This window comes from Pseudomonas mediterranea CFBP 5447, assembly GCF_000774145.1.
Classification (GTDB): Bacteria; Pseudomonadota; Gammaproteobacteria; order Pseudomonadales; family Pseudomonadaceae; genus Aquipseudomonas; species Aquipseudomonas mediterranea.
On record NZ_KN322966.1, the window covers coordinates 163,583 to 178,073 of the forward strand.

General features: G+C 61.9%; 14 protein-coding genes. 9 read left to right on the forward strand and 5 right to left on the reverse strand.

Annotated features, from left to right (window positions below):
• The first annotated feature begins 53 nt into the window (after positions 1–53).
• Together araG and araH are read left to right on the forward strand one after the other, a co-directional pair.
• Positions 54–1,598, forward strand: coding sequence for an L-arabinose ABC transporter ATP-binding protein AraG (araG, locus tag N005_RS02580; RefSeq protein ID WP_047699128.1), 1,545 nt, complete (start codon positions 54–56; stop codon positions 1,596–1,598).
• A gap of 10 nt (positions 1,599–1,608) precedes the next feature.
• Positions 1,609–2,577: an L-arabinose ABC transporter permease AraH gene (araH, locus tag N005_RS02585; RefSeq protein ID WP_047699130.1), complete on the forward strand. Its 969-nt coding sequence runs from the start codon at positions 1,609–1,611 to the stop codon at positions 2,575–2,577.
• A gap of 272 nt (positions 2,578–2,849) precedes the next feature.
• Here the strand turns inward: araH and N005_RS02590 are convergent, their stop codons facing one another.
• Both N005_RS02590 and N005_RS02595 read right to left on the reverse strand, forming a co-directional pair.
• Positions 2,850–3,230 (reverse strand): Rho termination factor N-terminal domain-containing protein, encoded by a 381-nt coding sequence (locus N005_RS02590; RefSeq protein WP_047699132.1) that lies wholly within the window; start codon positions 3,228–3,230, stop codon positions 2,850–2,852.
• A 32-nt stretch (positions 3,231–3,262) separates the two neighbouring features.
• Positions 3,263–3,607, reverse strand: a complete 345-nt coding sequence (locus tag N005_RS02595) for a hypothetical protein (protein ID WP_047699134.1) — start codon at positions 3,605–3,607, stop codon at positions 3,263–3,265.
• Positions 3,608–3,784: 177 nt separating this feature from the next.
• Between N005_RS02595 and N005_RS02600 the strand changes: the two genes are divergently transcribed.
• A complete protein-coding gene (locus tag N005_RS02600) occupies positions 3,785–4,267 on the forward strand; it encodes a GNAT family N-acetyltransferase (protein WP_003179435.1) in 483 nt (160 codons plus the stop codon).
• A gap of 4 nt (positions 4,268–4,271) precedes the next feature.
• Here N005_RS02600 and N005_RS02605 read toward each other — a convergent pair whose 3' ends face one another.
• Positions 4,272–4,904: a glutathione S-transferase family protein gene (locus tag N005_RS02605; protein ID WP_047699136.1), complete on the reverse strand. Its 633-nt coding sequence runs from the start codon at positions 4,902–4,904 to the stop codon at positions 4,272–4,274.
• A 188-nt stretch (positions 4,905–5,092) separates the two neighbouring features.
• Here N005_RS02605 and N005_RS02610 point away from each other — a divergent pair, with 188 nt between their 5' ends.
• From N005_RS02610 to N005_RS02630, 5 genes are all read left to right on the forward strand, one after another.
• Positions 5,093–6,076 (forward strand): 2-dehydro-3-deoxygalactonokinase, encoded by a 984-nt coding sequence (locus N005_RS02610; RefSeq protein WP_047699137.1) that lies wholly within the window; start codon positions 5,093–5,095, stop codon positions 6,074–6,076.
• A 19-nt stretch (positions 6,077–6,095) separates the two neighbouring features.
• Complete coding sequence (locus tag N005_RS02615) at positions 6,096–6,716, forward strand: 2-dehydro-3-deoxy-6-phosphogalactonate aldolase (RefSeq protein WP_047699139.1); 621 nt, start codon at positions 6,096–6,098, stop codon at positions 6,714–6,716.
• 48 nt (positions 6,717–6,764) lie between these two features.
• Positions 6,765–7,913: a galactonate dehydratase gene (gene dgoD, locus N005_RS02620; protein ID WP_041020447.1), complete on the forward strand. Its 1,149-nt coding sequence runs from the start codon at positions 6,765–6,767 to the stop codon at positions 7,911–7,913.
• A 188-nt stretch (positions 7,914–8,101) separates the two neighbouring features.
• A complete protein-coding gene (locus N005_RS02625) occupies positions 8,102–9,412 on the forward strand; it encodes an MFS transporter (RefSeq protein ID WP_047699141.1) in 1,311 nt (436 codons plus the stop codon).
• 59 nt (positions 9,413–9,471) lie between these two features.
• A complete protein-coding gene (locus tag N005_RS02630) occupies positions 9,472–10,275 on the forward strand; it encodes an IclR family transcriptional regulator (RefSeq protein ID WP_047699142.1) in 804 nt (267 codons plus the stop codon).
• A gap of 6 nt (positions 10,276–10,281) precedes the next feature.
• Here N005_RS02630 and N005_RS02635 read toward each other — a convergent pair whose 3' ends face one another.
• Positions 10,282–11,334: an NAD(P)-dependent alcohol dehydrogenase gene (locus tag N005_RS02635; RefSeq protein ID WP_047699144.1), complete on the reverse strand. Its 1,053-nt coding sequence runs from the start codon at positions 11,332–11,334 to the stop codon at positions 10,282–10,284.
• Between the two features lie 179 nt (positions 11,335–11,513).
• Between N005_RS02635 and N005_RS02640 the strand changes: the two genes are divergently transcribed.
• Positions 11,514–12,404, forward strand: coding sequence for an AraC family transcriptional regulator (locus tag N005_RS02640; RefSeq protein ID WP_047699146.1), 891 nt, complete (start codon positions 11,514–11,516; stop codon positions 12,402–12,404).
• A gap of 182 nt (positions 12,405–12,586) precedes the next feature.
• On the opposite strand, the gene N005_RS02645 is transcribed toward N005_RS02640, so the two are convergent.
• Positions 12,587–14,251 (reverse strand): electron transfer flavoprotein-ubiquinone oxidoreductase, encoded by a 1,665-nt coding sequence (locus tag N005_RS02645; RefSeq protein WP_047699148.1) that lies wholly within the window; start codon positions 14,249–14,251, stop codon positions 12,587–12,589.
• Positions 14,252–14,491 lie beyond the last annotated feature (240 nt).

Consider the following 14,491-nt stretch of genomic DNA (forward strand, 5'->3'; position numbering starts at 1 on the left):
AAAGCGGCCCCGGTGTCTTGGGGCCGCTTGATCTCTGTGAGTTCGAGGTGGTTATGCAAGCGCAAACAGCGACACAACAACACAACATCGGCGCCAGCTTGCGGTTCAACGGAATCGGCAAGGCCTTTCCTGGCGTGCAGGCGTTGGCCAATATCAGTTTTGTTGCCCATCCCGGCCAGGTTCATGCCTTGATGGGGGAAAACGGCGCGGGCAAGTCCACGTTGCTGAAAATTCTGGGTGGGGCCTACATCCCGAGCAGCGGCGAGCTGCAGATCGGCGAGCAGGTGATGGCCTTCAAATGCACGGCCGACAGCATCGCCAGCGGCGTGGCGGTGATTCACCAGGAGCTGCATCTGGTGCCGGAAATGACGGTGGCCGAGAACCTGTTCCTGGGCCACCTGCCGGCCCGCTTCGGCCTGGTCAATCGCGGCGTGTTGCGCCAGCAGGCGTTGGCGCTGCTCAAGGGCCTGGCCGACGAAATCGATCCCCAGGAAAAAGTCGGTCGCCTGTCCCTGGGTCAGCGCCAACTGGTGGAAATCGCCAAGGCCCTGTCCCGGGGCGCCCATGTGATCGCTTTCGATGAACCCACCAGCAGCCTGTCTGCACGGGAAATCGACCGCTTGATGGCGATCATCGCCCGCCTGCGGGACGAGGGCAAAGTGGTGCTGTACGTGAGCCACCGCATGGAGGAGGTGTTCCGCATCTGTAACGCGGTGACCGTGTTCAAGGACGGCCGCTACGTGCGCACCTTCGAAAACATGAGCGAGTTGACCCACGATCAGCTGGTCACTTGCATGGTCGGCCGCGATATCCAGGACATCTACGATTACCGTGCCCGCGAGCGCGGTGACGTGGCGCTGCAGGTCGATCGCCTGCTCGGCCCGGGGCTGCGCGAGCCGGTGAGTTTCCAGGTGCACAAAGGTGAAATCCTCGGGTTGTTCGGGTTGGTGGGGGCCGGACGCACCGAGTTGCTGCGCTTGCTCAGCGGCCTGGAACGCCAGACCGAAGGCAGCATGGTCCTGCATGGCGAGGCGCTGAAACTGCGTTCGCCCCGGGATGCCATCGCCGCCGGTGTACTGCTCTGCCCGGAAGACCGCAAGAAAGAAGGCATCATGCCCCTGGCCAGCGTCGGCGAGAACATCAACATCAGCGCCCGCAGCGCCCATTCCACCTTCGGCTGCCTGTTGCGCGGCGATTGGGAAAAAGGCAACGCCGACAAGCAGATCAAGGCGTTGAAAGTGAAGACGCCCACGGCGGGGCAGAAAATCATGTTCCTGTCCGGCGGCAACCAGCAGAAGGCGATCCTCGGTCGCTGGCTATCGATGCCGATGAAAGTCCTGTTGCTGGATGAGCCGACCCGCGGCATCGACATCGGTGCCAAGGCCGAGATCTACCAGATCATCCACAACCTGGCGGCCGAGGGCATCGCGGTGATTGTGGTGTCCAGCGACCTGATGGAAGTGATGGGCATTTCCGACCGGATCCTGGTGCTATGCGAAGGGGCCATGCGCGGCGAGCTGCCGCGTGCCGAGGCCAACGAATCCAACCTGCTGCAACTGGCGCTGCCACGCCAACGCGTTGCCGACGCGGCGAACTGAGAGGTAAATCATGACCATTCAAAACAATGCACTGCCAACGGCACGCAAACCCCTGGACATGCGTCGGTTCCTCGACGATTGGGTCATGCTGCTGGCGGCCATCGGCATCTTCGTGCTCTGCACGCTGTTGATCGATAACTTCCTGTCGCCGTTGAACATGCGGGGCCTGGGCCTGGCGATTTCAACCACCGGCATCGCGGCTTGCACCATGTTGTATTGCCTGGCGTCCGGCCACTTCGACCTGTCGGTCGGCTCGGTGATCGCCTGCGCCGGCGTGGTCGCGGCGGTGGTGATGCGTGATACCAACAGCGTGTTCCTGGGTGTCAGCGCGGCGCTGGTGATGGGGCTGATCGTTGGCCTGATCAACGGCATCGTGATTGCCAAGCTGCGGGTCAATGCCTTGATCACCACGCTGGCGACCATGCAGATCGTTCGCGGCCTGGCCTACATCTTCGCCAACGGCAAGGCGGTGGGCGTGTCCCAGGAATCGTTCTTCGTGTACGGCAACGGCCAGCTGTTCGGTGTGCCGGTGCCGATCCTGATCACCATCGCCTGCTTCCTGTTTTTCGGCTGGTTGTTGAACTACACCACCTATGGGCGCAACACCATGGCCATCGGTGGCAACCAGGAAGCGGCGCTGTTGGCGGGGGTGAACGTCGACCGCACCAAGATCATCATCTTCGCCGTGCACGGCGTGATCGGCGCGCTGGCAGGGGTGATTTTGGCCTCGCGCATGACCTCCGGCCAACCGATGATCGGCCAGGGCTTCGAACTGACAGTGATCTCGGCCTGCGTGCTGGGTGGGGTTTCGTTGAGCGGCGGTATCGGCATGATCCGCCACGTGATTGCCGGTGTGCTGATTCTGGCGATCATCGAAAATGCGATGAACCTGAAGAACATCGACACCTTCTACCAATACGTCATCCGTGGCTCGATCCTGCTGCTCGCCGTGGTCATCGACCGCATGAAACAGCGCTGAAACCTGCTTCGACCGGGCGGGCCCCATCGCGGGCAAGCCCGGCTCCCACAGGTCTTGTGTCAACCACAAAACCAGCGCCCGCCGCAGACCTCCGGCGGGAGCGGGCTTGCCCGCGAAGGCGTCGGCACATCGATATCGATGTTGACTGACCTGGCGCTATCGCGAGCAGGCTCGCTCCCACAGGGTTTGTGGTTGTCACGGAACCTGTGAACGCCGCAGACCCCATGTGGGAGCGAGCCTGCTCGCGATGGCGTCCGCCTTGACGCCGCCAATCAAGCGGCCTTGCGCAACGCCTCGATCAACTCCTGCTTGCGCATTTTCGAACGCCCGGGAATGTTCTTCGCCCGGGCCTCCTTCATCAGGCTGTCGACTGTCTGGGTTTCATGGGACGCCTTGCTGCTGCGCGGATGACCTTCCCGGGTCTTGGCTGCTCGACGGGCCGATTCCTTGCGGTCGGTTTTCTTTTCCGCGGCCGGCTTATGTTTTCCCGAACCGCCGGAACGTTCGCCGCCGCCGGACTGTTTGTTCACCGTCGCCCAAGCCCGTGCTTCGGCCGTTTCCTCGGACAGGCCTTTCTTCTCGTAGCTTTTTTCGATGTGTTCGGCCTTGCGCTTTTGCTCGGCGGTGTATTTGTCTTTGCTTCCACGAGGCATGGGATGTTCCTCCTCGAGTGTGTGAGCAGAGGCTACTGGCTGGCGCCGCCTTCGGAGCCCGAACCGCCGGTGGTGGTTTTCGAGCCCACGCCGGTTTCGGCGTTATCGGGCGCTGTGGAGTCGGGTGTGTTCATGCCGCCCTGACGGCCCATGTCATTACCCTGCACACGCGGATCGGTACCGGTGGCGGGTGGTTGACCGTTGTTCAAGGTGCCGCCGCCGGTGCCGTCGGTGTTCAACTTGGGCATGCCCTGGGTGGCCGGCGAGTTGGGTGCCTCCACCGGGTCGGTCGGTCCGGTACCCGAGGTGGACGCCGCGAAGGCCACCGAAGACAGCAGTGCGGCAAATGTGAACGCAGTCAGCCTTGAAGTGATCATGGTGTCGCCTCCATTTTTTCAGATGCTTGCCTGATCTTGGGCCGTGCGGGATCGGGGTTGGTGCCTTGCTTGCGACGAATGGTGCTTTCGCAGGGGCGATCATCATTTGGATTGAAATGTGACGAGCGCCGCGTAGCGGCTTAGTATGGCGCTTTCAATTGGCTACAAGGCCCGTTCATGTCGATCGAGATCCGTCCTGCGCAACCCAGCGATGCGCCTCAAATCCTTGCCTTCATCACCGAGCTGGCCGACTACGAGAAGGCCCGTCACGAAGTCATCGCCAGTGTGGCCGACATCGAGCGCAGCCTGTTCAGCGAAGGCGCGACCGCCCACGGGCTGATCTGCCTGCGCGATGGCGTACCGATTGGTTTCGCGGTGTTTTTCTTCAGCTACTCCACCTGGTTGGGCAGCAACTGCCTGTACCTCGAAGACCTGTACATCACGCCCGAACAGCGTGGCGGCGGGGCGGGCAAGACGTTGTTGCGCCATCTGGCCAAGGTCGCCTGCGACAACGATTGCGGTCGTTTCGAATGGAGCGTCCTGGACTGGAACACACCGGCGATCGAGTTCTACAAATCCCTCGGCGCGCAACCCCAGGAAGAATGGGTGCGCTACCGGATGGACGGCAAGGTGCTACGGGATTTCGCCCAAGGCAACTGATGGCTCAGGCGTGGTCGGCGGAGGCCCATTCGGCAAATCCGGGCCGCTGTTCCAGACGCTTGCAGTACGCCGCCACGGCTGGATAGTCCGGCCGTTCCATGGGCGTCTGGCGCCAGCGGTGCACGGACAGGCCGATAAGCACGTCTGCCAGGGAAAACTCCGCCCCGGCCACATAGGCACCCGTACGGCTCAACTGCTGTTCAAGCAGCCCCATCTTCTCATTCCAGCCTTTGACCCCCGCGGCAATTTGCTGCGGGTCCTGGCAGCTCGGATCCTTGCGCACCAGGGCATAGAACGGATAACCCCATGACGGGTTGAGTTCCGTCGCCTGCCAATCCATCCATTGCTCGATTCGCGCCCGTGCGGCAGGTTCGACGGCCAGCAGGTCACTGCGTCCATGCTTGCCCACCAGGTAACGGCAGATGGTGTTCGACTCCCAGAGCACACCGTTCTCATCGATGATCACCGGTACCTGGGCATTGGGGTTAAGCGCCAGGAACGCAGGATCGTGGGTGGAGTTGAAGCCGATGCCCCAGTCTTCGCGTTCGTAGGAAATGTCCAGTTCTCGGCAAGTCCACAACACTTTTCTGACGTTGATCGAGGAAGTGCGACCGAGGATTTTCAGCAGTTGTGCCATGTCGTTGTCCCTGAGAGTTAAGGCATCCGGACAGGAAACGTAGCAGGGTCGTGGATGGATGGCGATGGTTTAGGATGGTTTTGTTGTTATCCCAATATATGGGAGTGATATTTATATATTGAGATTTTTCTGCGCTCAGGTTTATAGTCCGTGCCACTCACTGCCAAAAAACAGAACAGGTGAAGCGGATGCAGGCGCAATTGATCGCGCTCGATTGGGGGACTACCTCACTACGGGCTTACAAACTCGCCGCAGGAGGCGAGGTGCTCGAACAGCGCTCGCTATCTTCGGGGATCATGCAGTTGCCTTCTGGGCCGCGGACCGTGGCCGGTCGGGTGTGCACTGACGGTTTCGAGCTGGCGTTCGACGAAGCCTGCGGTGATTGGCTGGACGCACAGCCGGGATTACCCGTCATTGCCTGCGGCATGGTCGGCAGCGCCCAGGGCTGGTGCGAAGCGCCTTACTGCGACACACCGGCGAACGTCGCCAATCTCGGCCATTCCCTACAAACGGTTCGGAGCCTTCGCGGTGTCGATGTGCATATCGTACCAGGGGTGATCCAGCGCTCGCGGTTGCCCAATGTGATGCGCGGCGAAGAAACCCAGGTACTCGGCGCCTTGCACAGCTTGCCGAACGAAGCGGTGCTGATCGGCTTGCCCGGCAGCCACTCGAAATGGGTGGAAGTGGCCGACGGCTGCATCGTGCATTTCGACACCTTCATGACCGGCGAGATCTTTGCCGTGCTCAGCGACCACAGCATTCTCGGCCGTACCCAACAGCGCGGTGCCGCGTTCGACGGCGTGGCCTTCGACCGGGGTGTGCAGGTGGCACTGTCGACGGACGGACAGGTCGGTCCATTGTCCACCGTGTTCAGCGCTCGCAGCCTGGGGCTGACCGGTGAACTTGGCGCGAGCGCCCAGCCTGACTATCTCTCTGGTTTGTTGATCGGCCACGAGCTGACGGCACTGGCCGCCGCACAACGGCATCGGCGCAACAGCGTGCATTTGCCGACGGTGGTACTGATCGGCAATTCCCAACTCTGCGCCCGTTATCAACGGGCCCTCGACGCCTGCGGCTTTGCCCGGGTGACCCTGGCCGAACAGGCCACCGAACGAGGTTTGTGGCAACTGGCCGTGGCGGCCGGGCTGCTCGAATCCAGCGCATCGCGTTAAACCTGACTGGAGGTCTGACATGCTCACACAAGCACTGGCGCACAACGGGCTGATCGCGATCCTGCGCGGTCTGCGTCCCCAAGAGGCGGCAGCCATCGGCGAAGTCCTGTACAGCGCCGGATTTCGCGTCATCGAAGTACCGCTCAATTCCCCCGAGCCGTACGAAAGTATCCGCATCCTGCGCAATACCTTGCCCGCCGACTGCCTGATCGGTGCCGGCACCGTGCTGACCCCGGAGCAGGTGGAGCAGGTGAAGGCCGCCGGCGGCCAGGTGATCGTCATGCCCCACAGCGACCCGAAGGTGTTGCGGGCGGCGAAAGCGGCGGGGCTCTACCTCTCGCCGGGCGTCGCCACGCCGACCGAGGCGTTTGCCGCGTTGGCCGAAGGCGCCCATGTGTTGAAGCTGTTTCCTGCCGAGCAAATGGGCCCGGCGGTGGTCAAGGCCTGGCTCGCGGTATTGCCGGCCGGGACCGTGCTGGTGCCGGTGGGCGGGATCACGCCGGACAACATGGCGGTGTTCCTCGAGGCGGGCGTCAAGGGATTCGGCCTGGGCTCCGGATTGTTCAAGCCGGGCCTGACGGCTGACGAAGTCGCGGGGCGCGCCAAGGCTTACGTGGCCGCATGGAATGCCTTGAACTGAAGACTTTTCCAGCGCCCGTGCGCTGCATCTGACAAGAGAGACAACAAGATGAAAATCACCAAACTGACCACTTTTATCGTTCCGCCGCGCTGGTGCTTCCTCAAGGTCGAAACCGACGAGGGCGTGACCGGTTGGGGCGAGCCGGTGGTCGAGGGCCGTGCCCACACGGTGGCGGCCGCCGTCGAGGAATTGTCCGACTACCTGATCGGCAAAGACCCACGCAATATCGAGGACATCTGGACCGTGCTGTATCGCGGCGGCTTCTATCGCGGTGGCGCCGTGCACATGAGCGCCCTGGCCGGTATCGACCAGGCGCTGTGGGACATCAAGGGCAAGGCCTTGGGCGTGTCGGTCAGCGACCTGCTGGGCGGCCAGGTGCGCGACAAGATTCGCGTCTACTCCTGGATCGGCGGCGACCGGCCGGCGGACACCGCCCGCGCAGCGAAAGAAGCCGTAGGGCGTGGCTTCACGGCCGTGAAGATGAACGGCACTGAAGAGCTGCAATTTCTCGACACCTTCGAAAAAGTCGACCTGGCCCTCGCCAACGTGGCAGCGGTGCGGGACGCGGTAGGGCCGAACGTCGGCATCGGCGTGGACTTCCACGGCCGGGTCCACAAGCCGATGGCCAAGGTGCTGATGAAGGAACTCGACCCGTACAAGCTGATGTTTATCGAAGAGCCGGTGCTCAGCGAAAACTACGAAGCCCTCAAGGAACTGGCGCCGCTGACCAGCACGCCGATTGCCCTCGGCGAGCGTCTGTTTTCCCGCTGGGATTTCAAGCGGGTACTCAGCGAAGGCTACGTCGACATCATTCAGCCGGATGCGTCCCACGCCGGTGGCATCACTGAAACCCGCAAGATCGCCAACATGGCCGAGGCCTATGACGTGGCGCTGGCGCTGCACTGCCCGCTGGGCCCGATCGCCCTGGCGGCATGCCTGCAACTGGATGCGGCTTGCTACAACGCGTTCATCCAGGAGCAGAGCCTGGGCATCCATTACAACGAGAGCAACGACCTGCTGGATTACGTCAAGGATGCGCGGGTGTTCGACTACGACCAAGGCTTCGTGAAGATCCCCAACGGCCCGGGCCTGGGCATCGAGATCAACGAGGAATACGTCATCGAACGCGCCGCCGTCGGCCACCGCTGGCGCAACCCGATCTGGCGCCATGCCGATGGCAGTTTTGCCGAGTGGTGAGTTCCCAGGCCCACCACTGAACCTTGTGGGAGCGAGCCTGCTCGCGATCGCGGTGGATCAGCTGATTAATGCGCTACTGACATACCGCTATCGCGAGCAGGCTCGCTCCCACAAAGGATCTCCATCGGCAAGGAGATCCCCCATCCTCGCGCCCGTTTCCTCAATAAACATAAGAAGAGGCACCTCACATGCAAGCGCACACCCTGAGCGCGCAAGCGTCGTTGGTGACGCCCAGCCGCAAGCGTTTTTTCATCATGGTCCTGCTGTTCATCACCGTGGTGATCAACTACCTGGACCGTAGCAACCTGTCGATTGCCGCCCCCGCGCTGACCAGTGAACTGGGCATCGACCCCATCCATGTCGGGCTGATCTTCTCGGCGTTCGGCTGGACCTACGCGGCCATGCAGATCCCCGGCGGCTGGCTGGTGGACCGCGTGCCGCCGCGGATTCTGTACAGTGTCGCGTTGCTGTTGTGGTCGGCGGCCACGGTGATGCTTGGTTTCGCCGCCAGCTTCATCGCCTTGTTCGTGCTGCGCATGGCGGTCGGGGCCCTGGAAGCGCCGGCGTATCCCATCAACAGCCGCGTGGTCACCACCTGGTTCCCCGAGCGCGAGCGGGCCACGGCTATTGGTTTCTACACCTCCGGACAGTTCGTTGGCCTGGCTTTCCTGACGCCGGTACTGGCCTGGCTGCAGCACACGTTCGGCTGGCACATGGTGTTCGTGGTAACCGGTGCGGTAGGCATCATCTGGGCGGTGATCTGGTACGCGGTGTATCGCGAGCCTCGGGATTTCAAAGGCGCCAATGCCGCTGAAATCGATTTGATCCGCGAAGGCGGTGGGCTGGTGGACATCCAGGCCGAAACCACCAAGGCCAAGGCAAAATTCAGCTGGACCGACCTGGGTATCGTCCTGACCCAGCGCAAACTCTGGGGCATCTACCTGGGCCAGTTCTGCCTGAACTCCACGCTGTGGTTTTTCCTGACGTGGTTCCCGACCTACCTGGTGAAATATCGCGGCATGGACTTCATCAAGTCCGGCCTGCTGGCGTCGTTGCCGTTTCTCGCGGCGTTCGTCGGCGTGTTGTGTTCCGGGTTCTTTTCCGACTGGCTGATCCGGCGCGGCGCCACGGTCGGGTTTGCCCGAAAGCTGCCGATCATTGGCGGGTTGCTGATCTCGACCTCGATCATTGGCGCCAACTTCGTCGAATCGACGCCATTGGTGATCGCGTTCCTGGCGCTGGCGTTCTTCGGTAATGGCCTGGCTTCGATCACCTGGTCGCTGGTGTCGACCCTGGCGCCGGCGCGGCTGCTCGGGCTGACGGGTGGGGTGTTCAACTTCATCGGTAACCTGGCGGCCATCGCCACGCCGATTGTCATTGGTTTCCTCGCCAATGGCGATTCGTTTGCCCCGGCCATCACCTATATCGCCGTGCTGGCACTGGTGGGCGCACTGTCCTACATCCTGCTGGTCGGGAAGGTCGAGCGCATCGAGTTGTAGTCCGACGGGGCGGGCGACCATAATGCCGCCCGTTCCCCGCTCACTGTTGAAGGCCGGCTATGCAGCAAGACGATCCAAAAATCACCAAGGACGCATCGCCTACAGGCACCCAGACATTGCTGCGCGGCCTGGGTGTGGTTCAGGCGGTCGCCAGCGGTGCCCGTGACCTGAAGGAAATCGCCCGGCTGATCGGCACGACCCGCAGCACCACCCATCGCCTGGCCAGTTGCCTGGTGGACGAGCGCTACCTGCGCGTGGTGCCGCAGGTGGGTTACCTGTTGGGACCGAAGTTGATCGAACTGGGTTTCCAGGCCCGGGAAGATCTGCCGCTGGTGAGCCTGGCGGGACCGTACCTGGACGAGTTGTCGGCACTGACCGGCGACACCGTTCACCTGGCGATTCGCGAGGGTGACGAGGTTCTGTACCTGCTGAAGAATCCGGGGCGCAATGGCCCCGAAATGCGCTCGCGGGTGGGCCATCGCATGCCATTGGCACGCACGGGAATCGGCAAGGCGCTGATGCTCGATGATCCCGAGGAAAATTGGCGGCGGTTGTACGAAATCAGTCTGCCGGCCGCTGGGAAGAATCAATTCTGGCCCCAGCACCAGGAGCAATCCTGGGAACAGTTCCAGCAGCGGATGGTGGAGTATGTGGCGGGAGGTTATGCCTTCGACCTGGAAGACAACGAACCGTCGATCCGTTGTGTCGCGGCGCCGATCCGGGATGCCGGCAAGCGGATTGTCGCCGGCATCAGCATTGCCAGCACCGTGCCGTACATGCCGTTGGAAAAAATGGCCGAGCTGATTCCCCTGGTCAAAGGGGTCACAGCCCGGCTTTCGGCGGAACTGGGTGCCAAGGTTTAACGGACGTCAGGCTTTGAGCGTCGCCATGTCGATGACAAAGCGGTACTTCACGTCCCCGGCGATCATGCGGCTGTAGGCCTCATTGATCTGGCGGATGTCGAGCATTTCAACGTCGCAACTGATGTTGTGCTCGGCGCAGAAATCCAGCACCTCCTGGGTCTCGGCAATGCCGCCGATCAACGAGCCGGCCAATACACGACGACCCATGATCAAGTTGGCGGCATGGACCGGCGGATCGATCGGCTCGACCAGGCCCACCAGGATGTGTACGCCGTCGAAACGCAACGTCCCCAGATAGGGATTGAGGTCGTGCTGCACCGGAATGGTGTCCAGCAGGAAGTGGAAGCGTCCGGCGGCAGCGGCCATCTGTTCGGCGTCGGTGGACACGATCACATGATCGGCACCCTGGCGACGGGCTTCTTCCGCCTTGCTCGCCGAGCGGGTGAACAACGTCACCTCGGCGCCCATGGCCTTGGCGAACTTGATGCCCATGTGCCCGAGGCCGCCCATGCCGAGCACGCCGACCTTGTCGCCGGCCTTCACGCCATAGTGCTTGAGGGGCGAGTAGGTGGTGATGCCGGCGCAGAGAATCGGTGCGGCGCTGGCCGGGTCGAGTTTTTCCGGTATACGCAGCACGAAATGTTCGTTGACCACGATGCTGTCGGAGTAGCCGCCCATGGTATGGCCGCCGCTGATACGGTCCGGGCTCGCATAGGTCTGGGTCATGCCCTGATAGCAGTATTGCTCCAGGTCGGCATGGCAGGCTTCGCACTCGCGGCAGGAGTCGACCATGCAGCCAACGCCCACCAGGTCGCCGATCTTGTAGCGGGTGACATTTGCACCGACGGCGGTAACCTTGCCTACGATCTCGTGGCCGGGCATCAGTGGGTAGACGGCGATGCCCCATTCGTTGCGAGCCTGATGGATATCGGAGTGGCAGACGCCACAGTAGAGAATGTCGATTGCCACGTCGTCGGCCTGCGGGCTGCGCCGCTCGAACTTCATGGGGGCGAGGGGCGCGGTGGGCGATTGGGCGGCATATCCGATGGCAGTGTACATAGTGAACCTCGCTAAGCAATGAACAGTCAGGCGATCTATTCTGGGAGCCATGGCCGCATCTCGCGATGGCGATTCCTACGGGTGTCATGCCTAATCCTCCGACCTTGGCCGTGGATTGATCCTATGGAGCGCCAGACCTGCGATGATGTTTCCATCCCTTTTTCCGTGAAGTTTTCCCCATGTTGCTGACCCGCTATCTCGATGCCAATGCGGCGCTGGTTTCGCTGATCGAACCCCTGGCGACCCGTGACGGCTTTATTCCTACACAGCTGCCAGGCGTGCAAGTGCTGCGGTGCAGCCAGGACATCGCCCGTGGCCCGCAGCTCTATGAGCCGAGCCTGGTGATCATTGCCCAGGGCAGCAAACTGGCTTACCTGGGACCGCGCACGCTGGAGTACGGCGCCGGGCATTACCTGATCCAGGCGCTGCCGGTGCCGTTCGAGTGCGAAACCTACGCCATGCCCGATGCTCCGCTGCTCGGGATTTCCGTTGCGATCGATCGGCCGCTGCTGGGTGAGTTGGTGCTGGCCATGGGGTTGACGCCGGGACGGAACCTGCCGCCGCAGACGCCGGAATCCATGACCAGCGCGGTGCTCGATGACGCCATGCGAGGGTGTGTCGAACGGTTGCTGTACTGCCTGCACGATCCACTGGAATGCCAGGTGATGGGCCAGGCGCGGTTGCGAGAATTGCTCTTCGCGGCGTTGCGCGGACCCCAGGCCGATGTGTTGCGGGCGTTGGTGGAGCAGCATGGGCAGTTCGCCCGGATCGCCGCCGCGTTGTGTCATTTGCACGCGCACTTCACCGAACCGCTGAACGTCGAGACCCTGGCCAACTGCGCGAACATGAGTGCCTCGACCTTTCATGAGCATTTCAAGCGCAGTACGTTGCTGTCGCCGGTGCAGTACCTCAAGCGATTGCGCCTGCTCAAGGCGCAGCGGCTGTTGCTCAGCGAGGGCATGGGCGTGGCCCAGGTCGCCCATCAGGTGGGCTACCAGAGCTCGTCGCAGTTCAGTCGGGAGTACAAGCGCTACTTCGAGCGCAACCCCGGGGAAGAGCGCGCTGCCTGATCCAGCGCCAATCCCTGTGGGAGCGAGCCTGCTCGCGATAGCGGTTCACCTGTCGGCATTTTTTATTGGCTGACACGCCGCTATCGCGAGCAGGCTCGCTCCACAGGAGGTATGGGCGCTCCATTAATCGCAGGCAACAAAAAGGCCCCCATTGCGGGAGCCTTGATGTTCAGCGAATCGGCTTACATGTTCGGGTAAGTCGGTCCACCGGCGCCTTCCGGCGAGACCCAGGTGATGTTCTGCGCAGGATCCTTGATGTCGCAGGTCTTGCAGTGGACGCAGTTCTGGGCGTTGATCTGGAAACGCTTCTCGCCGTCTTCCTTGGTCACCACCTCATACACCCCGGCCGGGCAGTAGCGTTGGGCCGGTTCGTCGTACAGCGGCAGGTTCTTGCCGATGGGGATACTCGGGTCGGTCAACTTCAGATGGCAGGGCTGTTCTTCTTCATGGTTGGTACCGGAGATGAACACCGAGCTGAGTTTGTCGAAGCTGATCTTGCCGTCCGGTTTCGGGTAGTCGATCTTCTTGCAATCGGCTGCCAGCTTCAGGCAGGCGTAGTCGGGCTTGTTGTCATGCAGGGTGAACGGCAGCTTGCCGCCGAAGATGTTCTGGTCGAGCCAGTTGAAGCCGCCACCGATGATTGCGCCGTACTTGTGGATCGCCGCGCCGAAGTTGCGGCTGGCGAACAGCTCTTCGTACAGCCAGCTGTTCTTGAAGCTGTCGACGTAAGCGGTCAGTTCATCACCGCCTTCGGATTCGGCGAACAGGCGATCGGCCACGGCCTCGGCGGCGAGCATGCCGGACTTCATGGCGGTGTGGCTGCCCTTGATCTTGGCGAAGTTCAGGGTGCCGAGGTCGCAACCGATCAGCGCGCCGCCCTTGAAGACCATTTTCGGCAGGGAGTTCAGGCCGCCCTTGCAGATGGCGCGGGCGCCGTAGCTGACGCGCTTGCCGCCTTCCAGGTACTGCTTGAGCACCGGGTGATGCTTGAGGCGCTGGAATTCGTCGAACGGCGACAGGTAGGTGTTGCTGTAGGACAGGTCGACGATCAGCCCCACGACCACCTGGTTGTTTTCCAAGTGATAGAGGAAGGAACCGCCGGTGTTCTCGGTACCCATGATGTCCAGCGGCCAGCCGGCGGTGTGCACCACCAGGCCGGGTTGATGCTTGGCCGGGTCGATTTCCCAGATTTCCTTCAGGCCGATGCCGTAGTGCTGGGCGTCGGCGTCGCTGTCCAGGTTGAAGCGCTTGATCAGTTGCTTGCCGATATGGCCACGGCAGCCTTCGGCGAACAGCGTGTACTTGCCGCGCAGTTCCATGCCAGGCGTGTAGAGGCCTTCCTTCGGATGGCCTTCACGGTCGACACCCAGATCGCCGGTGATAATCCCGCGGACCACGCCGTTTTCGTCGAACAGTGCTTCCTGAGCGGCGAAGCCCGGGTAGATTTCCACGCCCAGGTTCTCGGCCTGCTGGGCCAGCCAACGGCAAAGATTGCCGAGGGAAATAATATAGTTGCCTTCGTTGTGCATGGTCTTGGGCACGAAGAAGTCAGGGATTTTGTTCGCAGTGTCGGCGTTCCTCAGGACATAAATGTCATCGCGCTTGACTGGCGTGTTCAGCGGGGCGCCGAGCTCTTTCCAGTCCGGGAACAGCTCATTCAGGGCGCGGGGTTCGAACACCGCGCCGGAAAGGATGTGTGCACCGACTTCGGAGCCTTTTTCCACCACGCAGACGCTGATTTCCTTACCGGCTTCGGCGGCCTTCTGCTTCAGGCGGCAGGCGGCAGACAGGCCAGCGGGGCCGGCACCGACGATGACCACGTCGAATTCCATGTATTCGCGTTCCACAGGCTATCTCCTACTCTCAAGGCTCACGGTTTTTCTAATTGGAGGTTGGGCGTTGCATCCATTGTTTCCTTCGGGAAAACGACAAAAGCGACAATGGATGACCCGCGGTTCTCTCTTGGGGGCGCATTATATCTACACCACTCTCAGGGTCCAATACAAACGTTTGTTTGAAATAGCCGCAGCCCAGATAAATCACCGACGTGCGGCTTATGACTGGCCATTTTGCCGTATTGACCGGAA